Here is a 23440-nt window from a genome sequence, read left to right as displayed (position 1 = left end):
GCATGCAAATCACAACACCTGATATTGGCGTAGATAAAGCCACGGTTGCAGAAATTTTAGTGAAAGTGGGCGACCAGATTGCTGTTGATGACAGTCTGGTTCTACTTGAGTCAGACAAAGCCTCTGTTGAAGTGCCAAGCACTTCAGCGGGTGTGGTCAAGAGCATCAGTGTTGCAGTCGGTGATGAAGTTTCAGAAGGTGCTGTACTGATCGAGCTTGAATCAGACGTTGCTGCGTCTTCTGTCGCAGCAAAAGCGGAAGAAAAAATCGCTGAGCCTGCTCCAGTGGTTGCAACGCCAGAAGTAGTAGCTCCTGTTGCTGCGACTCAATCAACGTCAAGTGCTGTAGTTGATGTACAAGTACCAGACATTGGCGTTGAAAAAGCGGTTGTAGGTGAAATCCTGGTCAAAGCTGGCGATACGATTGAAGTTGATCAAAGTATCGTGGTGGTTGAATCAGACAAAGCCACAGTTGAAGTACCGAGTACGGTTGCTGGCACGGTTGAAAGTGTTGAAATTCAAGCAGGCGATACGGTTAAAGAAGGCGTAGTGCTGTTAAAAGTGAAAGTGGCAGGTGCTACAGCTCCAACAGTAACAACACCAACGAGCGTTGCAGCGTCAGCACCAGCAGTTGAATCTCTACAGGCAGCCGTTACTACGGCCGCTCCAGTTGCAACAGGTGCTGTAGAAATCACAGTGCCAGACTTAGGTGTCGACAAAGCTGCTGTGGCTGAGATTTTGGTGAGCGTGGGCGATCGTGTCGAAAATGATCAAAGCATTATCGTGGTTGAATCTGATAAAGCGACAGTAGAAGTACCAAGTACGACTGCAGGTGTGATTAAAGCTATTCATGTTTCTGCTGGACAAAGTGTCGCGCAAGGTATGCCTTTAGTGACCATTGAAAGCGAATCGGCAGCGCCAGCTGTACAAGCTCCTGTTGCAGCACCAAAAGCTCAACCACAAACGGCTACGACTCCTGTTGTGTCTGCTGCCAAAGTTGAAGCTGCACCAGTGCAAACAACAGGGGTAGATAAGCTGACCAAAGAACAAAGTGCTGAAAATGCAAAAGTGTATGCAGGTCCTGCAGTGCGTAAATTGGCACGTGAGTTGGGTGTTGTGCTGGCACAGGTACAAAACTCAGGTCCTCATGGTCGTTTGATGAAAGAAGATGTGTTTGCCTATGTGAAAGCACGTTTAACTGCACCACAAACCGCACCAGTGGCTGCGGCTGCACCAGCGGTTTCAGGTTTGCCGAAGCTTCCTGACTTCACTGCTTTTGGTGGCGTGGAAGAAAAGGTGCTGACACGTTTGCAGCAAGTGTCTATTCCACAATTGTCATTGAATAACTTTATTCCGCAAGTTACGCAGTTTGATTTGGCTGATATTACTGAATTGGAAGATTGGCGTAATGACCTTAAAGGTAACTTTAAGAAAGAAGGCATTAGCTTGACCATTATGGCCTTCATCATCAAAGCGGTTGCGCATTTGTTGAAAGAAGAGCGTGAGTTTGCGGGTCACTTGGCTGATGATGGTAAGTCTGTGTTATTGCGTAATGAAATCCATATGGGGATTGCTGTAGCGACTCCAGATGGCTTAACTGTTCCAGTGTTACGTAATCCAGATCAAAAAACCATTAAGCAAATTGCAGTTGAATTGGGTATCTTGGGTCAAAAAGCACGTGACAAGAAACTGTCGCCGAAAGACTTACAAGGTGCAAACTTCACCATTTCAAGCCTTGGTGCGATTGGTGGTACTGCATTCACACCGTTGGTGAACTGGCCACAAGTTGCGATTCTCGGTATTTCGCCAGCAACGATGCAGCCTGTGTGGAATGGCCAAGGCTTTGAGCCGAAACTCATGCTTCCACTGTCATTGTCTTATGATCATCGTGTGATTAATGGGGCGGATGCCGCTCGCTTTACCAATAAACTTACGAAACTTCTTAAAGATATTCGTACTTTATTAATCTAATATTTTGAAATGAATCATTAAAACCTCGCTTCGGCGGGGTTTTTTTGTGATGGATTTGGGTAAATCGTAAAAATCTGTTGTGAAGTCTAGAGAACCTGATTGATTTGGTTAAAATGATGAGAAAAGTAGAATTGAATGCAGGGAGTCGCATACAAATGTTTGCATTTTTTAAGTTTATGCTGCCGCTATTGTTGCTGGTTCTGGTGTTAATGGGGCTTTGGCTGAGTGTGTTACATTTTCCATGGCAATGGATTACCTATTTGGTGATGGGCATGGAAATTTTCACTGCAACCATTGTATTCTCAATGGAATATCAAGCACAGCATGTTGGTGGTGCCAGCGGTTGGGGAAGTTTTGGCTGGCTCGGTTTTAATATCGGTTTGGCGATGTTGTTGGGAGTGTGTCGAATCGCCATTTGGCTCTACCAACGCTTTGAATTTCAGTTTTAAGCGCGAACAGAATACAACCACAGCATGATAAAACAAAATGAAAGATTGGAAAATTTGAGTTAATTTTGTATAATGGCTGTGATTCATTGGGGAGTAGCCGCTTTTTACGCTCTGTAAAAAGGTGATGATCAACATAATTGTTCCACAGAACATGGTCATCATAGCAAAGAACCAAATAAGCTCATCAAACAGCTTTTTTTGTTGGCAAGACCTTTGATTTACCACTCTGCATCAATCTATTTGATTTTGGCTAGCAGGAGGGGTAAGTCATAGGCAAATTTTGCTAGCCAGAGAAAAGACGTTATGCATGAGTTCCTAATTTCGACAGCAATTGTTGCTCTCGCTGAAATGGGTGATAAAACCCAACTTCTTGCCTTATTATTGGCTGCGCGTTTCCGTAAACCTGTTCCTATTCTAATTGCCATTTTAGCCGCAACGCTGATTAACCATGGCTTATCTGCAGTATTGGGTCAATGGATTACCACGGTTTTGAGTCCTGAAGTACTGATCTGGGTGTTATCACTTGGCTTTATTGGTATGGCGGCTTGGATGTTGATTCCAGATGAATTGGATGATGAGACCGATAGCATCAATAAGTGGCAGAGATTTGGTGTGTTCGGTGCAACCTTTGTCCTGTTCTTTTTGGCAGAAATTGGTGATAAAACCCAAATTGCGACCGTAGCATTAGCTGCGCGTTATGACAGTATCTTTTGGGTGATGGCAGGAACCACGGTGGGCATGATGATGGCCAATGCACCTGCAGTCTTTGTCGGGAATAAATTGGCAGACAAGTTACCAATTTCATTAATTCATAAAATTGGTGCAATCATTTTCTTAATTATTGGTGTCTCTACCTTGGTGCAGCATTATTTGCTATAAGCACTTTTTGCGGAAAACCCAGCAAAACAGTTGGGTTTTTCATTATATAAATCATATAAATAAGCCTATAAAATTAAAGAATTACCCTGCCTATTTATTGTAAGTTAAACAAATTCCATTTATGTTATAGGGAATTAAAAATTGTACTTAATAGAATAGAATTATTGGGGTTTTGCTATGGCGTTTGATCGCACCACATCACAAGTGCTATTTGATAATGGCACACATAAGTGCATCAGTTTTACCAGTCTGGTTAAAGGCGAGGGTGTACAAGCGAACCAGTTTCTGATTTTAGATCATGAGCGCGCTGCGGTATTAGACCCAGGGGGAGATTTGACCTATGTTCCCTTAACCATGGAGTTGAACAAATATACGCGTTTGACCAATCTCGACTATGTAATGGCATCACACCAAGACCCTGATATTATTACTTCTATGCCACGTTGGTTGGTGTATACCGAGGCTAAAGTTGTGGCATCCAAACTTTGGGCGCGTTTTTTACCGCATTTGAATTCTGCTTTTATGAGTGACCGCATGAAAGGTGGCTGGTTAGAGCGCTTGATCGAATTGCCAGACCACGGTGGAATCATTCCTTTGGGTGAATCGAATATTGTTGTCGTTCCTGCGCATTTTCTACATTCAGTTGGGAATTTTCAATTTTACGATCCAATTGCAAAAATTTTATTTTCAGGCGATATGGGCGCTTCGATGGTGGATGATGCCAATAAGCCATTGGAAAATTTTTCTTCACATATTCCGAAAATGAAAGGGTTTCATCAACGTTATATGTGTTCCAATAAAGTCATTCGCTTATGGGTGAAGATGGTGCGTAGCATGGATGTCGAAATGATTGTGCCGCAACATGGCACGCCATTTATCGGCAAAGAGATGATCAACCAATTCTTGGATTGGATTGAAACCTTGGAATGTGGCATCGATTTAATGGATGAAAGTGTGTTTACCTGCCCAACTTAAACGGACATCAACTCAAAAAGAAAATTAGCAGATGCTTGATGCTAATTTTCTTGGGTGTAACAGCAGTTGAAACATGCTTTTCCGTGTGCCTATTTTTTTAAATGATATTTTTTTAATAAAAAATGAAATTTAAAGCTAAATTTGTTTATAATAGCGCACGGAAATTACCAGTGAGACTGTTATGTTGACCATCGTTCAAGAAGCGTTAACCTTCGATGATGTCTTATTACTCCCTGCCTATTCTACTGTCCTCCCAAAAGATGTCTCTCTAAAGACACGCCTGACTCGTGGCATTAACTTAAATATCCCTCTCGTTTCAGCAGCAATGGATACCGTGACTGAATCACGTATGGCAATTGCGATGTCACAAAACGGTGGTATTGGTATTTTGCACAAAAACATGGATATTGCTGCCCAAGCTGCAGAAGTACGCCGTGTGAAAAAATTTGAAGCAGGTATGGTCAAAGACCCAATTACAGTAACACCAGAAACCACAGTACGTGAGTTGATTGCGATTACGCAAGCCAACAATATCAGTGGTGTACCTGTAGTCAAAGATGGGAAAGTAGTTGGGATAGTGACAGGACGTGATACGCGTTTTGAAACCAATCTTGAGCAACCTGTAAGCAGCATTATGACGGGTCAAGACCGTTTAGTGACTGTACGCGAAGGTGAATCTAAAGAACAGATTCAAGCGCTATTACAGAAACACCGTATTGAAAAAGTATTGGTGGTTGGCGAAAACAACGAATTGAAAGGTCTCATTACGGTCACTGATTTCCGTAAAGCAGAACTTTATCCAAACAGTTGTAAAGATGACCTCGGTCGTTTACGCGTAGGTGCTGCAGTTGGTACGGGTGTGGAAACACCAAGCCGTGTAGAAGCATTGGTTGATGCGGGTGTTGACGTGATTGTGGTCGATACAGCACACGGTCACTCTGCAGGCGTAATCGAGCGCGTACGTTGGGTTAAACAAAACTACCCACAAGTTCAAGTAATTGGCGGTAACATTGCAACAGGTGATGCGGCATTAGCTTTACTTGATGCGGGCGCAGATGCTGTAAAAGTCGGTATTGGTCCAGGTTCAATCTGTACTACTCGTATTGTTGCGGGTATTGGTATGCCGCAAATCTCTGCAATTGACAGCGTTGCCAATGCATTAAAAGAACAAATTCCTTTAATTGCTGACGGTGGTATTCGTTTCTCTGGCGATATGGCGAAAGCGATTGGTGCAGGTGCGAGCACGATTATGGTGGGTTCACTCCTTGCGGGTACTGAAGAAGCACCGGGTGAAGTTGAATTCTTCCAAGGTCGTTACTACAAAGCTTACCGTGGTATGGGTTCATTGGGTGCAATGGCTGGTGCGACTGGTTCGGCTGACCGTTACTTCCAAGACTCTAAAGCGGGTGCTGAGAAGTTGGTTCCAGAAGGCATTGAAGGTCGTGTACCGTACAAAGGACCAATGGGCAATATCGTGCATCAAATGATGGGCGGCTTACGTTCTTCTATGGGCTATACAGGTTCTTCGACGATTGAAGATCTGCGTCAAAATGCAAAATTTGTGAAGATTACGGCAGCAGGTATGTCGGAGTCTCACGTGCATGATGTCACCATTACCAAAGAAGCACCCAACTATCGCGTTGGTTGATTTTTAGTAATTTAGATCCAAAGAGACCGTCAACACTATGACGGTCTTTTTTGTTTTGGTGTAAAGTATTTCACTATGACAAAAGGTGGATAACAGCACCTAGCTATAAGAAGTGAGTAAAACATGAGTTATTTTGGCACAGATGGTATTCGTGGGAAATTTGGAGAATTACCAATTACGCCTGAATTCGCACTAAAATTAGGGTTTGCGGCGGGGAAAGTCTTAAAAAAAATCTCGCAGAAAGATAAGCCAATTGTAGTGTTAGGTAAAGATACCCGATTGTCGGGCTATATTTTAGAAGCGGCTTTACAGGCGGGACTAAATGCTGCGGGTGTTTATGTGCATTTATTGGGTCCATTGCCTACCCCTGCAATTGCCCATTTAACGCGTGCACTACATGCCAGTTTGGGGATTGTGATTTCTGCATCGCACAACCCTTATTTTGATAACGGGATTAAATTCTTTTCTGGCGAAGGCAAAAAGCTACCTGATGCATTGCAAGAAGCGATTAATCAAGAATTAGAAAATGACTTGCTGATTGAAGACACTGCCAACTTAGGGAAAAGTGTCCGTGTGAAAGATGCGAATGGCCGTTATATTGAATTCTGTAAATCGACTTTCCCGTATCATTATGATTTATCGAATTTAAAAATGGTAGTGGATTGTGCCAATGGTGCTGCGTATAACGTGGGGCCAGCCGTGTTTAAAGAGCTCGGTGCTAAAGTGGTTGCACTTTATAATGAGCCTGATGGTCTTAACATTAATAAGGGCTGTGGTTCAACCCATCCTGAAAACTTACAAAAAGCAGTTGTGGAACACAAAGCCGATGTAGGGATTGCTTTCGATGGCGATGCGGATCGTGTGATTATGGTGGATCGCAATGGCGAACAAATCACAGGCGATCATATTCTGTATATTTTGGCGACACAGGCCAGTAAAAAACCAGAAGGTATTGTCGGTACGGTCATGAGCAATATGGCGCTGGAATTGGCGTTAAAACAGGCTCAAGTGCCATTTGTACGTGCCAAAGTTGGTGACCGTTATGTACTCCAAGCCCTTGAAGAAAATCAGTGGGTTACAGGCGGTGAGCCATCAGGTCATATCTTAACACTAGATAAAAGTACCACAGGGGATGCCATTATTGCGGCATTACAAGTGTTGACGGTGATGGTTGAACAGAAAAAAGCGCTGCATGAATTGGTTGCAGACTTTAAATTATTCCCGCAAGTGTTGGTTAATGTGCGTTTAGAACACATGATCGACCCATATGCAAACCCAGCAATGGTGGCTGAATTTGAAAAAGCGGAAGCACAGTTGGCAGGTCGTGGCCGTCTATTGATTCGTAAATCAGGCACAGAACCTGTGATTCGGGTCATGGTGGAAGGTGATCAACTAGAAGAAGTCACTGCTTTGGCAAACCATCTTGCTGATGTTGTTCGTACCCAAGCCGCTTAAGGAATTATGTCATGAGCGATTTAATTAAAGATTTAAGTGAATTGCGGTTAAGTTATCAAAAAGGGGAATTGCTTGAGTCGGAGGTTGAACAGCATCCGCATGAGCAATTTCTCAATTGGTTTAATATTGCCTTAGAAGCACGTTTACACGAACCTTATGCGATGTATTTGGCGACTGCCAACAGCCAAGGTCGTCCACACGTTCGTACGGTACTATTACGCGGTGCAACGGAAGCAGGTTATGATTTTTATACCAACTATGACAGCCAAAAAGGCTTAGATTTGGTTGAGAATCCTTATGCTGAGTTGTTGTTTTACTGGCCCGAATTAGAGCGCCAAATTCGTGTCAGTGGTCGAGTCGAAAAAATTACGGAAGATGAAGCAACCGCGTATTATCTAAAGCGCCCACGTGACAGCCAGATTGCTGCGCATATCAGTACGCCGCAAAGTGGTGTGATTGCCAGCCGTGATGAGCTTCAGCAACGTTTCCAAAATTTGCAAGATCAGGTGGTGGATCAGCCTGAATTGGATAAGCCTGCTTTTTGGGGCGGCTACCGTTTGCAGCCAGATTATTATGAGTTTTGGCAAGGACGACCAAATCGTTTACATGACCGCCTGAGTTATGAAAGAATCGATGGCATATGGAAATTACAACGACTGATGCCTTAAATGACACAGATACAAATTAAACAACGACCTTATTTAACACGCCCTGAAAATATTCAGGGCGTGTCACCTTTTATTGCACAAATTTTGGCGCGCCGTGGGGTGCAATCGGAACAAGAACTTGAATTTAAGCTAAAACATCTCTTCGCCCCGAATTTAAAAGGATTGCCTCAGGCGGTTGAACTGCTCGATCAAGCTCTAGATCAGCAAAAAAAGATTGTGATTGTCGGCGACTATGATGCCGATGGTGCCACCAGTACGGCCTTAATGGTTTTGGCTTTACGGGAGATGGGCGCACAGGTGAACTATCTGGTGCCCGACCGCTTTAAATATGGCTATGGCTTAACCCCTGCGATTGCAGATTTGGCTTTTGCCAAGTTCCAGCCTGATGTTTTGGTTACGGTGGACAATGGGATTTCCAGCCATGCGGGTGTGGCTCAGGCGCAAGCGCACGGAATGCAGGTGGTGATTACCGATCATCATCTCACCACCAAAGAGATTCCTGCTGCTGAGGCGGTGGTGAATCCCAATCAATTGGACTGTGAATTTCCAAGCAAAGCCTTGGCAGGAGTCGGGGTTGCATTCTATCTGTTGGCAAATTTAAGTAGTGGTCGTGCTCAGCAGGGTAAATCCAGTGCCAAGATGGCGCAGTATCTGGATTTGGTGGCTTTGGGGACGTATGCGGATGTTGCTGCACTGGATTATAACAACCGTATTTTAGTAGATGCGGGTATTAAACGGATTCAGCAACAACAGTGTCGCATTGGGATTTCGGCTTTATTAGAAATTGCGGGGCGTGATGCTGCACAACTTAAAGCACAGGATCTAGGTTTTGTTTTGGGGCCACGGATTAATGCTGCGGGACGAATGGAAACCATGGACATTGGCATTGAATGTTTGTTAGCAGAGGATTACAGCACAGCATATGCTTTGGCTCAGCAACTGAATCAGCTGAATGTAGAACGACGTCAGGTCGAGACCCAAATGAAGCAGGATGCTTTAACTGCTTTGGCACAATTCAAACTTGAGCTGAGCGAGACACCTGCCGCGTTGATTTTATTTGAACCGCATTGGCATCAAGGGGTAATTGGGATTGTGGCGGGACGCTTAAAAGAGCAGTTCCACCGTCCTGCCATTGTATTTGCTGCCGATGAAGATGGTGAACATATTAAAGGTTCCGCCCGCTCAATTGAAGGCATTCATATTCGTGATGCCATAGAAACAGTGGCGGAACAATTCCCGCATTTGGTTAGCCATTTTGGTGGACATGCTGCAGCCGCAGGTTTAACGATTAAGAAACAGCATTTCGAGGAATTTAAACAGCACTTTGTTCAACTCATCCAAGGTATGGATGAAGCACTGTTTCAAGCAACGCTGTGGACTGATGGTGTATTGCCGACCGAGGCCTTGAATTTAGATACGGTTCATCTGCTGCAACATTTGACCCCTTGGGGACAGAAATTTCCATCGCCCATCTTTGAAGGGCAGTTTCAGGTGTTGGATTATCGTTGGTTAAAGGAAGTTCATCTGAAATTACGTCTGGCTTTGGAGAATGGGCAAGTGGTGGATGCCATTGCGTTTAATGCTGCGGATAAATTCAGCTTTGATCCCATGCAGTCTTCGGTGCATTTGGTATATGAATTAGAACAGAATAGTTTTAATGGGCAAGTGAGTTTGCAATTGCGAGTTTTGCATTTGCAATAATTAAAAAAACCGCTGAATTCAGCGGTTTTTTTATGCTCATCTAAGATGATCATGACCTTGGCAATTAGAAGCGGTATTTCGCTGCTACACCAAATTTGTTGTAGTCATTGTTACCCACTTCACCAAAACCAACACGACCTTCAAGGCTGACTTGTGGCGTAAAGAATTTACGTGCATTCACACCAAATTCATTTACATCATTAAGGTCGTTGCTGTAGTAGTCTGCACCTACGCTAAAGCTTTTATCAATGAAGTAGTCTGCAGCAAGGTTGTATTCATCTAAGTCGCCAAAAGAAGCACCTGCTTCAAGGTTGATGTCTTTACCATTGCTGAGTTGAGTGACATATTTTGCACGAACTGTTGGGTCTACACCGTCATCATGGTCATTGTCATAACCTTTAAGACCAGCAGCAACTAAGAAACCAGGTGCTGGTAAGTAACCCACTTCAGCACTGTAAAGTGTGGTGTCAAAGTCAGGCCCGTTCTTGAATTTCACATCTTGGCGACCAAGATTACCGCTTAAGTAAAAATCTGAGTTTGGAACAAAGAATTCAACGCCAGCGCCATAATTGTTGACTTTGTCATCACCAATTTCGTTATAAGCATAGTGTGCATTCACATTGCTTGCGCGGTCTAGGAATGCAGCTTCGGCTAAAGGTGCATTACGGGTTTGAACTGGATTGAAGTAATACGTGCCATCTACACCAAAAGAACCACTTGAGCTGCCGTTATCAGGATCGATTAGTCCAGCAGAAGCACCCACTTCGGCTTGGTATGCATGAGCTGTTCCAGTCATGGCAACGACAGAGAACAACGCTGAGGCAATTGCTAATTTTTTCATGGAAAGGACCCCTCTGAAATTTGGCTAAAAAATGAATTAATTTTTTGTTACACTTTTAGTCTAGGGCAAAACTGAATTGCGTCAACAGCGTGAAGGTTACCGAATTGTTTCAGGCGTAATATTATGTAATTACTTTTTTTTAAATATTTGATATATATTAAATTTAATAATTGTAGTGATTTATTAAAATTGTGGATTTTCTATGAATAGCATAGAAATAGGTGAAATAATCGACGAAATTGTAAGTAGAAGATACTAAAAAACACGCCTTTTGGCGTGTTTTTCGAAAACTTAAAGTGTGTGAAAAACGTTAGAAACGTAGTGCGGCATTTAAATTAAAGCCTTGTACATCATCGCCAAAACCCACTGCACCACCGACTGCAAAGTTTGGATTGAGGAAATACTTAGAGCGTACCGAGAAGAAGTCGGTATTGTCGTCACCATCATCTTCTATGTTATAAGCCAGTCCAAAGCTAAAAGCAGGATCAAAATAATAATCGGCGGCTAAGTTGATATTGTCGACATCTCCCCAAGCAGCATCCGCTTCAAGATTGATAAACTGTCCTTGACCCACAGGAGCAACGTATTTGGCAGCTAGTGCAAAACGGTTATCGTCGTTGTCTTCATCTCCTTGGTAGCCATCAATCCCTGTAGCCAGGAGTAAGTTGGAGATTGGCATATAACCGACTAAGGCACGGTAGGTCGTCACATCATAATCTTCTTTATGTTTATTATTTCCCAAAGCCGATTGAATTTTTATTTCATTTTGGAGTTGTCCAAAACCGACTTGGCCGTTCAAATAAAATTGCTCGACAAAATATTCTATGCCTGCTGCGATATGATGACCTCGGATTTCTTGAGCAGCACTGTTGCCTAAACCATCCATGACAGTCTTGCTGTCCCAATAATCATAGTCATAACTTAAATAGGCATTGCTATTGTGACCCAAGAATGCTGCTTCATTGAGCGGTCCATTTTTGGCCATAACGGGATTAAAGTAGACAGTGCCTTTGAGGTTAAAGTTCCCCTCTGCATCAGTGATATCATCATCGCGGTCAAAATAGCTGAAGCCTGTATCAATTTGAGCATCATAGGCAAAACTTGAAGATGCCATAAGTGCCAAAGCTAAGCTGGCAAGAACTTGTTTCATGTAATAAACCCCTAAAGTGGTTGTCGTTATAAAAGTATTATGTTTTTTTTAAGTGGGGTTATTGTTGATAAATTCCTCAGAGCCGTCAATTCCTAATTACAGGGGGGTGGCTAAAAATCTCCAAATGCTCTGTGCTATAATTGAGGGCTATTTAAGCTAATTATTGATTTGAGAGTAGCTCCCGTGGAAATTAATCCGTATTTAAACCAATTAAAAGATTTAAACGACCGTGGTCAAACACTACGGGGGTATCTTTGACTACGATCTAAAGAAAGAACGTTTAGAAGAAGTTCTGCGTGAATTAGAAGATCCTACAATTTGGAATGACCAAAGCCGCGCACAGGCGATGGCCAAAGAAAAAGGCGAACTTGAAAACGTTTTAAACGTGTTGGATGGTTTGGCGACACAACTTGAAGATGCACAAGCCATGCTGGATTTGGCGGTAGAAGCCGATGATGAAAGTCTGTTGGACGATGTGCAATCGGAATTATCTTCTGCCGAAGAAGAATTGGCAAAACTTGAATTCCGCCGTATGTTCAGTAACCCAATGGACCCGAATCCATGTTATGTGGAAATTCAGGCGGGTTCTGGGGGTACAGAAGCACAGGATTGGGCTTCAATGCTGTTGCGTATGTATATGCGCTGGATTGAGCGTCATGGCTTCAAAGCTGAATTGATGGAAGAATCTGACGGTGACGTAGCGGGGATTAAGTCAGCGACAATTCGTGTAGAAGGTGAGTATGCTTATGGTTGGTTACGTACCGAATCGGGCGTGCATCGCTTAGTGCGTAAATCACCATTTGACTCGGGTAACCGCCGTCATACCTCGTTCTCAGCCGTATTTGTATCGCCAGAAGTGGATGACAATATTGAAATTGACATCAATCCTGCCGATGTACGGACCGATACTTATCGTGCTTCGGGTGCAGGTGGTCAGCACATTAACAAAACTGACTCTGCGGTACGTTTAACGCATGCACCAACAGGCATTGTGGTGGCGTGTCAGAACCAGCGTTCACAACATGCCAACCGTGACCATGCGTGGAAACAGTTACGTGCCAAGTTGTATGAATTGGAAATGAGCAAACGTAATGAAGCTGCGCAAGCACTTGAAGACTCTAAGTCGGATATTGGTTGGGGTAGCCAGATTCGCTCATACGTATTGGATGACTCACGTATTAAAGATTTACGTACTGGTGTTGAAAACTCGAATACGGGTGCAGTATTGGATGGTGACTTAGATAGATTTATCGAAGCCAGCTTAAAGCAAGGCTTATAAGTCCATTATCATCAATAACTTAGCTAAGTTTGATGCAGTTTTTTACAATATATCTAAAATATTCGATATAAGAATCGAAAAAATACGATATATTAAAGAAAAGCTGAATCAAGCTTGCACATGATTGAACCTGTCTGAACTATGGATATTGATTTAATTTTTAAAGCATTGGCGAATCCGACCCGTCGACAAATTTTGGAATGGTTAAAACAGCCAGAACAATTTCTGTCGAGCGACGAATGTGGTGACTTTAGGCGAGGCGTATGTGCGGGGCACATTGAACGTTTAGGTAAAGTCTCGCAATCGACTATGTCCAATCACTTATCGGTGCTCCAGCAAGCAGGTTTAATTCAAGTCGAGAAATATGGGCAATGGTCTTATTTTTCCCGCAATGAAGCCTTGATTCAGCAATATATCGAACATTTGCAACGTTCACTTTAATACAAAAAGTGGCGATCGAGGCGACTATGGCTGAACTGAATACTCCTTTAACTCTGGGTGATCTACACTTAAAAAACCGCGTGATTATGGCACCGTTAACGCGTAGTCGTGCAACAGCAGACCGTGTACCAACTGCCATGATGGCGGAATATTATGCGCAGCGTGCAAGTGCAGGTTTGATTATTTCTGAAGCGACCGTGATTTCAGAAGAAGCCAATGGTTACTTAAATACCCCAGGGCTATTTAATGAAGCGCAAGTTGAAGGCTGGAAACAGGTCACTCAGGCGGTACATGCCAAAGATGGCTTAATTGTGGCGCAATTGTGGCATGTGGGTCGTGTATCGCATCCTGATTTGTTGAATGGCGAAACGCCTGTTTCGGCAAGTAACGTACAACAAAAAGGTTATGTCAGCTTATTGCGCCCAAAACGTGAATATGTGGCACCACGTGCTTTAGAGATTGCTGAAATTCAAGCCATTGTTGAGCAATACAAACAAGCGGCAATTTATGCCAAAGCGGCAGGTTTTGATGGGGTGGAACTACATGCAGCCAATGGTTATTTGATTGACCAATTCCTGCAAAGTTCAACCAATTTACGTGAAGATCAATACGGTGGCAGCGTAGAAAACCGTGCGCGTTTATTGCTTGAAGTGGTCGATGCACTGATTGAAGTCTGGGGTGCAGCTCGTGTTGGGGTACATTTGGCCCCACGTGGCGATGAGCATGACATGGGTGATCATGATCCACGTGAAACCTTTGGTTATGCGCTGGAGCAATTGGGTCAGCGTCAGATTGCATTCTTCTTCACGCGTGAATATTTGGCAGATGACAGTATTAGTATGTACTTGAAACAACGTTCAGGTGGCGTACCGTTGATTGCTAACATGCGTTTAAGCCGTGAAGATGCGATGGATCTGTTGGCAACAGGGCAGGCGGATGCAGTGTCTTGGGGTAAAGACTATATTGCCAATCCAGATTTGTTTGAGCGTTTGGTTCAAGATGCACCTTTGAATGAGCTTAAGCTAGAAAACATGATTGGAACGGATGTAGCAGCAGGATACATTGATTATCCAACTTTAGCTGAAACTGAAACCGCAGCGGTTTAAATTGCTTTTCGGCTAAATTCACGACAAGATAACAGCGCAATTTACCCAATGTGATAAATTGCGCTGTTTTATTTGTAATCGTTTTTTCGGAGCACATATTTGGCTACTCCTTTTTGGTATAACGCAGCACTCGCTATGATTAAACCGCTGTATCAATGGCGAATCAAAAAACGGGCGCAAGATGAGGGCGCTTACCATCAGGAATGTCTCGAGCGTTTTGGTCCATTTCAACCCCCTAAAAACCTGAATGCAATTTGGTTTCATGCAGTTTCTGTGGGTGAAACCAATGCTGCACAGCCGTTAATTGAACATTATTTAAAACAAGGTCATTCTGTTCTGGTGACCAATACCACTAAAACGGGACAGGCCCGTGCCAAGTCGCTATTTGATAAAGCGCCTTATCATGCTTTGTTTCAAGCGGTGTATCTTCCTGCTGATCAAAAGGTCTTGGTACAGGCTTTCTTTCAAAAATATCAACCCAAGCTTTTAATTTTAGTTGAAACCGAATTATGGCCAAATTTGTTGGATCAGGCACAGGTCTTTAAGATTCCCTCGATTTTGGTGAATGCACGTCTCTCAGAAAAATCAGCACAAGGCTATGCCAAAGTGTCGGGCTTAACGCGTGCGATGTTACACGGCTTAGACCAGCTCTTGGCACAAGACAAAGCAACGGCTGAACGCTTTATTCAGTTAGGTGCAGCGCAGTCGCTCACTCAAGTGGTGGGCAGTATTAAGTTTGATATTCATGCGCCTGAATCATTTGTTCAACAGGCGGCTCAGCTGAAACAAGAATGGTCGCTTGCTGGGCGTAAGATAGTGACTCTTGCCAGTACCCATGCACCCGAAGAACAAAAAATGCTCACTGTGTTTAAGTCCTATTTGGATGCGCAACCTGAACTGCTGTGCATTGTGGTGCCACGCCATCCAGAGCGTTTTGATGAGGTCTTTGCCGTTGCACAAAGTTTAAATTTGAACATTAGTCGACGTAGTGCAGGGCAAAAAATAGCAGCCGAGACCCAAGTGTATTTAGCCGATTCGATGGGTGAGATGTGGCTGTGGTATGCCTTATCGGATGCCTGTTTTGTTGGGGGATCGCTGAATGAACCGGGTGGTGGACATAATATTTTAGAACCGATAGCCTTAGATGTGCCGACGGTATTAGGTAAAAATTATTTTAATTTCCAAACCATCGTTGATGAATTTGTACACGTGGATGCGGTTAAAGTGGTTGAAACTGCGGAGCAAGCTGCTGCCGTGCTGATGCAGTTATTGGAAGATGCTGAACAAGCACAACAATTGAATCAAGCGGCGCAGAAAATTATGCAGTTGAATACTGGATCTCTGCAAAAGCATATTCAAGCAATTGATGGCTATTTATAAAACTTGAAAAGTTTGTCACAACCGTAAATATTGTAGATTCTATGAATGCCTTTGCGTAGGTGATTCCTACTTTTCTGAGATGAAAAGTAGCAAAAATCTTTTGCAGCGCTGAAGGTACGTCCTGTACCTCAGCACCGCGGGCGACATCCCTGTCGCCCATCCACGATGGCATGTGTTCATTGAGTTTTTCCTTTTTGGATTTTTTCTATTTATTATGAATATCGTTCTGTTAGACCCACGGCAAACCGAATCTGAAGTCTGGTCTATTACCTCCACTCGGCAGCTAGAGCATTTACGGACTCACCTCAATCTACAGGTGGGAGACCGCTTAAAAGTGGGGATCCGTGAAGGGCAACGTTATTTAACCGAAGTCTTGGCGGTGGATGAGCGGCTTATTCAAGTGAAGTCCATTCAGGCAGAACCCGTACCTGAAAAATTACCTGTGACTTTAATTGTGGCAATGCCACGTCCGAAAGTCTTACGTCGTTTAATCATGGATAGCGTGACGATGGGCGTAGAGAAAATTGTGCTGCTACATAGTTATCGGGTGGATAAAAGCTATTGGCAAACACCATTTTTACAGCAGATTGATCAATACGTGACTTTGGGATTAGAGCAGGCGGGAGACACCATTGCCCCGAAAATTGAAATTTATAAACGCTTTAAACCCTTTGTGGAAGATGTTTTACCCAAGTGGATTAGCCCTGAAAAACTTGCTTATGTGGCGCATCCTTATGCGGATATAAGCATGCCTTATGCGATTACACATGCGTGTACCTTGCTGATTGGTCCAGAAGGTGGCTTTATTCCCTATGAAATTGATTTGCTCGAAAAAAACGGCTGCCAAGCGGTGAGCTTAGGCAACCGAATTTTAAGAACGGAAACTGCAATTTCCTATGTTTTAGGTCGTTTGTTTACCTGAAGTTTCAGGTTTCATATAAGGCAGGTTTTGGTCACGATGTACTTTCACTTCCTGTACTGGATAAGGAATGTTAATGTCGTGTTCATTAAAGGCTTGTTTCACTTCGGCCTGAATTTCACTGACCGATGCGGCAATATTGGTTTCAGTGGTATCAATCCACCAACGTACCGTCAGATTTACCGAGAAATCAGCCAAGGCAGTGACATTCACTGTAAAACCCGGTTGACTGAGGACATTGCGATTTTTATCTAAAATGGCAGTAATAATATTTTTGGCTTTTTGTTCATCATCTTCATAGCCAATGCCCACCATAAATTCGCAACGACGACGTTGATAAGCCGTATTGACGGTGACGGGACTGGTATAAACGGTTGCATTCGGAATCACAATACGACGTCCATCATATGAACGTAAGAAGGTCGCGCGAATCTGAATATCTTCAACCGTTCCTTCCATATTATTGACAATAATATCATCACCAATACGGAACGGTTCACCGAGTAAAATCAGAATCCCTGACAACATATTCTGGAAAATGTCTTTGAAGGCAAAACCAATCGCCACCGAACCAATCCCCAAGGCACTCATGAGTTGCCCAGGGGTAAAGCCCGGAATGGCAATGACCATGGCAATGAGAAAACCAAAGAAAATAATGATACTGGTGCCGACACGGTTGAGTACCAAGACCAGATTTTGACGTGTGTACGAACGGTTTTCTAAAGTTTTACGGACAAAGAACTTAAAGACTTTAGACAGTAGCCAGAAAATAACCAGAACAATCAGTGCGATACAGAAATAAGGTACGCGCTCCCAAAAACTGGCCATGATTTTATCAATGGTGGTGTAGGCGTCATTATATTTTGCAGTATGTGCAATCACGGTTTCAGCCGTTTTTGCACCTGCTTCTTGTATCATTTGCGAGGTACCCTGAGCAACTTCGCTCAGGTTGTGTTGCTGTTCTGCCACTGGAGATCCGAAACAATTTAAATTTGTCGCTATTTTGCCTGAAAAGTGCCAGAAAGATAACCAAATGCAACTGAAGTTATACAGCTTTAGCGATATGGACAGCGATTAAAAATATTTTGTGCCTTGTTGAATGACTTCCTGCGGGGTTTCCAGTTCACCTGCTCCCATCATATAAGAGATGAAACTTCCAGAAGCCATAAAACTTAACACAAATAAAAGGATCATCAGCCACGCTAGAATTTTTTCCCAAACAGGTGTTGTACGCGGGGCACCGTACTGATTGAAACCTGCTGTACCCGCAGCCAATAATACATAAAGTGCCATAAAAAAATTAATGAGGGGAATGAAAAATAACAACAGCATCCAGCCTGATTTATTCAGGTCATGAAGACGTCGGATCATAATCACAAAGCTGAAATAAAAATACAGGATAAAAATAACCCAAAATCCGAGCCCAGCCACGCTTAAAAAAGTTTGTAAGAGATTGCTTTCTATGGAATAAGTACTGAAGTTAAAAATTCCAAGAAATAGGCTGAATGCCAATGTGGCAAAAAAGGTGATCAGATTGAGAAAACCACTCCATGCAATCAGACTCAGCCGACCAAAGCGCCCTTGCGTGGATAAGGGATTCTCATTTTGAGGGGTGACATTGCGTGAGAAAAATGGGGATGTTTGCGGAGTGCTCATAGGCTTTCCCAGTGTGGATTCAGTAATGAAATGTTGCATTTTGCAAAAGCAGATATGTGGCATTTCAGGAAAATTATAAGACGAATTTAAGTACCAAACACTGATTCATCGAAAGTTTTTCTAGCACTTAGATTTCATCTTGTGAATTTAAGCTGTATAAATAATATACGACCAAAGCATAATTGCAGTGTCTAAAAAAGAGCCGTAATACTGCCCAGATGCAGCAATAAAAAATATATAGCGTGGCATGCATCTCGTGATGAGATGGAGAAGATCAAGGAAGTATGAATATGAAAGAAGTCTATCCTGTTCCAGAAGAATTTAAGAAAACGGCACGGACCAATGAAGCCGAATATTTTGAACGTTATCAGCAATCCATTGAGCATCCCGAAGATTTTTGGGCAGAGCAGGCTCACAAACTGGAGTGGATCACCCCATTCACCCAAGTCAAAAATACCAATTTTGATAAAGATAACTTTAAAATTGAATGGTTTGCCGATGGTGAATTGAATGTCTGTGCCAACTGTTTAGACCGACATTTAAAAGAACATCCGTATAAACCTGCCATTATTTGGGAAGGAGATCATCCTTCACGGCATAAAATAATTTCTTATATGGAATTGCACGATGAAGTATGCCGTTTTGCCAATGTTTTGAAGAAAAATGGGGTTAAAAAAGGCGATCGAGTAGTACTGTATATGCCAATGGTTTCGGAAGCTGCAATTTCGATGTTGGCTTGTGCACGGATTGGTGCCGTACACTGCGTGGTTTTTGGTGGATTTTCCCCCGATTCTTTGGCCAGTCGAATAGAGGACAGTCAGGCGAAAATCGTGATTACGGCTGACTCTGGCATGCGCGGTGGCAAACCGATTTATCTCAAAGAGAATGTTGATGCTGCTTTGAGTCTGGCGGGTACAGAGTCGGTGCAAAATGTAATAGTGGTACACCGTACTGGCAACCCAATTGAGATGAAACCGCAGCGTGATTTGTGGTATCACATGGAAATTATGTCGGTAAATGACATTTGCCCTCCTGAACCCATGAAGGCGGAAGACCCATTATTTATTTTATATACCTCGGGTTCGACAGGGAAACCGAAAGGGGTATTGCATACCACAGGCGGTTACTTGACCTATGTGAACAGTACTTTCCGTGAAGTATTCGATTTAAAACAAGATGATATTTTCTGGTGTACGGCCGATGTGGGCTGGATTACAGGACATTCCTATGTGATTTATGGACCACTTTCGAATGGTGCAACCACAGTGATGTTTGAAGGTGTACCGCAATATCCAAGTTGGGCACGTACGGGGCATATCGTCGATAAGCATAATGTCACTATTTTATATACTGCACCCACGGCTATTCGTTCCATGATGCGTGAGGGCGATGCCTTTGTACGAGAGAGTGATCGGAGCAGTTTACGTTTATTGGGTTCGGTGGGTGAACCAATTAATCCTGAAGCATGGAATTGGTATTACACCGTTGTCGGCGAAAGCCGCTGCCCAATTGTCGATACGTGGTGGCAAACCGAAACGGGCGGTATTTTAATTTCTCCATTACCTGGTGCAACCGATTTAAAACCGGGCTCTGCTACACGCCCGATGTTTGGAATTCAACCCGCTTTAGTCGATGCAGAGGGCAAAGAACTGGAAGGTGAAGCCGAAGGCAATCTGATTATTAAAGATTCTTGGCCGGGACAAATGCGAACCATTTGGGGTGATCCAGCCCGTTTTATTGAAGCCTATTTCTCAACTTATCCGGGCAGTTATTTTACAGGAGATGGGGCGAGACGCGATAAAGATGGTTATTACTGGATTACGGGACGTGTCGATGATGTTTTGAATGTCGCAGGGCATCGTTTAGGCACGGCCGAAATTGAAAGTGCTTTGGTGGCACATGAAGCGGTTGCCGAAGCTGCCGTGGTGGGTATGCCGCATGAGATTAAAGGACAGGGCATTTGTACGTTTGTGACCTTACAAGCTGATGTTCCTGAGTCGGAAGAACTAAGAGCCGAGTTGGTGGCGTGGGTGCGCAAAGTACTCGGTCCTGTTGCCACACCTGATGCTTTACATTGGGCACCTGCTTTACCCAAAACCCGTTCGGGTAAAATCATGCGTCGAATTCTCAGAAAAATTGCTGCGAATGAATTGGATAGTCTAGGGGATACTTCAACCTTGGCTGACCCACAAGTGGTGGAGGTGCTAATCGCCAATGTTTACTCCAAAGCCCCATCTTGAGACAGCTTGGATTGGGTCCTAAATTGATAAGAAATCTAAGGCAAGAAGTAGCGTCATGCGCTGCTTCTTGCTGATCATGATAAAAAATAATTTAACATCTGGTTAAAATTCATCATTTTTAGGATCTTGGAAAAAAGATGTAAATATAAGTTTTTTAAGTTGACGCCTCAGATTGAAATCTGTAGATTTTGTTTTTGTGAGGATCTTTTCAAATGATTTTTCAATCGATTTTGACGCAATTCCAAACGCTCTCTTCTGGCACAGATGCCTTCAAACAACTCAAACAGGTCTGCGAGCAAAGTATTCCACTTGCGACAGATTCATCTGAACAAACTGCTTTATTTCTAATTTACGGATTTGCTAAAAATTACGTTTTACTCTACGAAGATCAAGCCGTCACCTCTGAGTTTGCCCAAGCTGCCAAACAGCAGTTATTGGACTATATGTTAAAATTGGACAGTGCAATTCAGACGGGTCAAAAAGACCTGATTTTGGACAGTTTGAATCAGGTGACCGCAGATTATATGCAAAGTTCTAGAGTGTTTTAAGACTGAATATTCAAACCGACATTACGCTTACTTCGGTGATTTAAATCTACGTTACTCAAAAAAATCCCCTAAGCCGAGCCTCAGGGGAAATTTGGTGTTGCCATGTTATTGTTGTTATCGGTGCATGAAATCAGTCTGCTTAAATTGTAATGTAACACCTAAGCAGACTTTGCTTGTACACGCTGTTGTGCTTCAAGTTCACGAACCAAGGGCAACACCTTTGCGCCGAAGTATTCGACTTCTTCAATAAAATGTAAGAAGCCAGATAAAATTAGATCTACCCCCACTTGTTTTAATTCAACAATCCGCTGGGCAATTTGTTCGGGTGTGCCAATCAGATTGGTTTTAAACCCATCGTTGTATTGCACCAAATCTTCAAAGGTCGATTTTGCCCAATTGCCTTCGCCTTCTATGCTTGCTGCACCAGCTTCACGTGTGGCTTCACCAAAGGCGTGTACTGCCGGAATATTGGCCTTGGCAATAATTTCCTGTAAGACTGCTTGAGCTTCTTGTTCTGTATCACGGGCAATAATGAAGGCATTTACCCCAATTTTGACCTGATGACCATTCAACTTGGCTTTTTCACGAATATCATCAATTTGTTTTTTCAGTTCTTCAGGGGTATTGCCATTGGTGAAATACCAGTCCGAAACCCGTGCTGCCATGTCACGCGCAGCACGAGAACTACCGCCCTGAAAGATTTCAATATGTGGCTTTTGTACGGGTTTTGGCGACAAGGTATAGTCTTTAAACTGATAGTACTTCCCATCAAAATGATAATTGTTTTGTGTCCAAACCCCTTTTAAGGTACGAATAAATTCTTCTGAACGGACATAGCGTTGATCATGCTCAGGCCATTCCTCACCGATGGCATCAAATTCCCCTTTAAACCAACCACTGACCACATTAATTGCAATACGCCCTTGTGATAAGTGATCAATGGTGGCCAATTGTTTTGCTGCCAAAGCCGGTTTCCAAGGGCCGGGCAAAATCGCCGCAATAACTTTGAGCTTTTCTGTTTTCGCCAATAGGCCCTGACTAAAACTGACCGACTCATGTTGATTTTCTGCACCATAACCTGCGGTAAAGCGAATTTGGGTCAATGCATAGGCAAAGCCATTTTGTTCCGCCGTTTGTGCTAAACGAACATTGTAGTCATAGCTCCAATCGGTACGCTGTTCGATATTACTGACGACCAAGCCACCACTGACATTGGGCACCCAATAGGCAAAGAGAACGTCATTATGTTGTGTCATGCGGAAACCCTCAGAAGATTTTAATGTTTATGCGACATGGCTATGTGGTGTTTTCTTGGCATGCAAGCGTGATTCTGCAGCATCTAAACTAGGCACTGCGGCAGAAGGTAAAACTTCAGCTTGCTCAATTTGCGTGTTAATGCCCAAAGTTTGATTGGCGTGTTGTGATTTTTCTTTGATGACATCGGCACGTTGCCCTTTGGCTGGCGCCCATTCCAAAATAGGTAAGGCACGCGCAACGGCCAGCGTAATACGGTCACGCAGCAGTTCACTGTGAATGCTATATTCAGGAGTGAAATCACGGTCTGTGGCATAGACGCCAATGGGTAGTGTTTGCGCTTGGAAAAAGCTAAACAGTGGACGGAGTTGGTGTTCCAACACCAAGGCATGACGATCGCTACCCCCTGATGCAGCCAATAATACAGGGACATCCACCAATGCAGTCTGTTCGACAAAGTCAAAAAAATGCTTGAAAAGTCCTGTAAATGAAGCACGATAAACGGGTGTTCCCACAATCAATGCATCGGCTGCTTCAACGGCAGCCAAATCGTCCTGAATGCGTTGTGGCAATTGGTGGCGATAAATAGCCCCTCCCAATAAATGCCCAATTTCGCTGAATTTAATAAAATGAACATTAATTGGTGTGGCAGCACTCAATTCATTAAGAATTTCTTGAACTAAAGCTTCAGTTTTAGACGGTGTATTTAAACCGCCCGACACAGCGACAATATTGAGTGGTTTGGTTTGATGAGAAAATGACATAGCAAATAACCTAAAAGCAATCTTGGAATATTTGCTATTTATCAACAGGAGCAAAGCGGCTGTAAAATAAGGAAAAGCAGATTGATTATCTGATTTTAAGATATGGCTAAAAATAAG

Annotated in this window: 21 protein-coding genes and 1 riboswitch; of the genes, 15 read left to right on the top strand and 6 right to left on the bottom strand. The window is 43.3% G+C overall.

Going from position 1 to position 23440, the window contains the following annotated elements:
* Positions 1 to 2 precede the first annotated feature (2 nt).
* The 8 genes from E0H87_RS14200 to recJ all read left to right on the top strand — a co-directional run bounded on the left by E0H87_RS14200 (position 3) and on the right by recJ (position 9745).
* On the top strand, positions 3 to 1970 hold the full coding sequence (locus tag E0H87_RS14200; RefSeq protein WP_131324183.1) for a 2-oxo acid dehydrogenase subunit E2: 1968 nt from the start codon (positions 3 to 5) through the stop codon (positions 1968 to 1970).
* Between the two features lie 155 nt (positions 1971 to 2125).
* Entirely contained in the window at positions 2126 to 2419 is a 294-nt protein-coding gene (locus E0H87_RS14195) for a hypothetical protein (protein ID WP_131324182.1), read from the top strand.
* Positions 2420 to 2495: 76 nt separating this feature from the next.
* Positions 2496 to 2637: riboswitch (yybP-ykoY riboswitch) on the top strand.
* An 85-nt stretch (positions 2638 to 2722) separates the two neighbouring features.
* Positions 2723 to 3298, top strand: a complete 576-nt coding sequence (locus E0H87_RS14190; RefSeq protein ID WP_131324181.1) for a TMEM165/GDT1 family protein — start codon at positions 2723 to 2725, stop codon at positions 3296 to 3298.
* A 177-nt stretch (positions 3299 to 3475) separates the two neighbouring features.
* Positions 3476 to 4273 (top strand): MBL fold metallo-hydrolase, encoded by a 798-nt coding sequence (locus E0H87_RS14185; RefSeq protein WP_131324180.1) that lies wholly within the window; start codon positions 3476 to 3478, stop codon positions 4271 to 4273.
* Positions 4274 to 4454: 181 nt separating this feature from the next.
* On the top strand, positions 4455 to 5921 hold the full coding sequence (gene guaB, locus E0H87_RS14180; protein WP_044738887.1) for an IMP dehydrogenase: 1467 nt from the start codon (positions 4455 to 4457) through the stop codon (positions 5919 to 5921).
* A 123-nt stretch (positions 5922 to 6044) separates the two neighbouring features.
* Positions 6045 to 7376 (top strand): phosphoglucosamine mutase, encoded by a 1332-nt coding sequence (gene glmM / locus E0H87_RS14175; protein WP_131324179.1) that lies wholly within the window; start codon positions 6045 to 6047, stop codon positions 7374 to 7376.
* 11 nt (positions 7377 to 7387) lie between these two features.
* Complete coding sequence (gene pdxH, locus E0H87_RS14170) at positions 7388 to 8044, top strand: pyridoxamine 5'-phosphate oxidase (protein WP_131324178.1); 657 nt, start codon at positions 7388 to 7390, stop codon at positions 8042 to 8044.
* A complete protein-coding gene (gene recJ, locus E0H87_RS14165; RefSeq protein ID WP_131324177.1) occupies positions 8045 to 9745 on the top strand; it encodes a single-stranded-DNA-specific exonuclease RecJ in 1701 nt (566 codons plus the stop codon).
* A gap of 64 nt (positions 9746 to 9809) precedes the next feature.
* Here recJ and E0H87_RS14160 read toward each other — a convergent pair whose 3' ends face one another.
* Positions 9810 to 10586: a putative porin gene (locus E0H87_RS14160; RefSeq protein ID WP_131324176.1), complete on the bottom strand. Its 777-nt coding sequence runs from the start codon at positions 10584 to 10586 to the stop codon at positions 9810 to 9812.
* Between the two features lie 310 nt (positions 10587 to 10896).
* Positions 10897 to 11736: a putative porin gene (locus E0H87_RS14155; RefSeq protein ID WP_131324175.1), complete on the bottom strand. Its 840-nt coding sequence runs from the start codon at positions 11734 to 11736 to the stop codon at positions 10897 to 10899.
* Positions 11737 to 11919: 183 nt separating this feature from the next.
* Between E0H87_RS14155 and prfB the strand changes: the two genes are divergently transcribed.
* The 5 genes from prfB (at position 11920) to E0H87_RS14130 (ending at position 16864) form a co-directional block, all read left to right on the top strand.
* A protein-coding gene (gene prfB / locus E0H87_RS14150) for a peptide chain release factor 2 (protein ID WP_131324174.1) occupies positions 11920 to 13015 on the top strand; the annotation gives its coding sequence in 2 pieces (ribosomal slippage) (positions 11920 to 11991 and positions 11993 to 13015; 1095 coding nt in all).
* 141 nt (positions 13016 to 13156) lie between these two features.
* The gene (locus E0H87_RS14145) at positions 13157 to 13456 is read left to right on the top strand and encodes an ArsR/SmtB family transcription factor (protein ID WP_131324173.1); all 300 of its coding nucleotides are present in this window, start codon (positions 13157 to 13159) and stop codon (positions 13454 to 13456) included.
* Between the two features lie 26 nt (positions 13457 to 13482).
* Positions 13483 to 14562, top strand: a complete 1080-nt coding sequence (locus E0H87_RS14140) for an alkene reductase (RefSeq protein ID WP_131324172.1) — start codon at positions 13483 to 13485, stop codon at positions 14560 to 14562.
* Positions 14563 to 14661: 99 nt separating this feature from the next.
* A complete protein-coding gene (locus E0H87_RS14135; RefSeq protein ID WP_131324171.1) occupies positions 14662 to 15942 on the top strand; it encodes a 3-deoxy-D-manno-octulosonic acid transferase in 1281 nt (426 codons plus the stop codon).
* A gap of 214 nt (positions 15943 to 16156) precedes the next feature.
* Positions 16157 to 16864, top strand: a complete 708-nt coding sequence (locus E0H87_RS14130; RefSeq protein ID WP_131324170.1) for a 16S rRNA (uracil(1498)-N(3))-methyltransferase — start codon at positions 16157 to 16159, stop codon at positions 16862 to 16864.
* On the opposite strand, the gene E0H87_RS14125 is transcribed toward E0H87_RS14130, so the two are convergent.
* Both E0H87_RS14125 and E0H87_RS14120 read right to left on the bottom strand, forming a co-directional pair.
* Complete coding sequence (locus E0H87_RS14125) at positions 16844 to 17779, bottom strand: mechanosensitive ion channel family protein (protein ID WP_413773129.1); 936 nt, start codon at positions 17777 to 17779, stop codon at positions 16844 to 16846. The two genes, E0H87_RS14130 and E0H87_RS14125, sit on opposite strands and share 21 nt — an antisense overlap.
* Positions 17780 to 17935: 156 nt before the next feature.
* Positions 17936 to 18517 (bottom strand): DUF805 domain-containing protein, encoded by a 582-nt coding sequence (locus E0H87_RS14120; RefSeq protein WP_131324168.1) that lies wholly within the window; start codon positions 18515 to 18517, stop codon positions 17936 to 17938.
* A gap of 290 nt (positions 18518 to 18807) precedes the next feature.
* On the opposite strand from E0H87_RS14120, the gene acs reads away from it, so the two are divergent.
* Positions 18808 to 20757: an acetate--CoA ligase gene (gene acs / locus E0H87_RS14115; protein WP_131324167.1), complete on the top strand. Its 1950-nt coding sequence runs from the start codon at positions 18808 to 18810 to the stop codon at positions 20755 to 20757.
* Positions 20758 to 20969: 212 nt separating this feature from the next.
* On the top strand, positions 20970 to 21305 hold the full coding sequence (locus E0H87_RS14110) for a hypothetical protein (RefSeq protein ID WP_131324166.1): 336 nt from the start codon (positions 20970 to 20972) through the stop codon (positions 21303 to 21305).
* Positions 21306 to 21463: 158 nt separating this feature from the next.
* On the opposite strand, the gene sfnG is transcribed toward E0H87_RS14110, so the two are convergent.
* Positions 21464 to 22561: a dimethylsulfone monooxygenase SfnG gene (sfnG, locus tag E0H87_RS14105; RefSeq protein ID WP_131324165.1), complete on the bottom strand. Its 1098-nt coding sequence runs from the start codon at positions 22559 to 22561 to the stop codon at positions 21464 to 21466.
* A gap of 27 nt (positions 22562 to 22588) precedes the next feature.
* Positions 22589 to 23323, bottom strand: coding sequence for an FMN reductase (gene msuE / locus E0H87_RS14100; protein WP_131324164.1), 735 nt, complete (start codon positions 23321 to 23323; stop codon positions 22589 to 22591).
* Positions 23324 to 23440: the final 117 nt, after the last annotated feature.

Source organism: Acinetobacter sp. ANC 4178 (genome assembly GCF_004331175.1).
Classification (GTDB): Bacteria; Pseudomonadota; Gammaproteobacteria; order Pseudomonadales; family Moraxellaceae; genus Acinetobacter.
The sequence above is the reverse complement of the archived record's forward strand: the minus strand, read 5'-3'. Positions and strand labels throughout refer to the sequence as shown.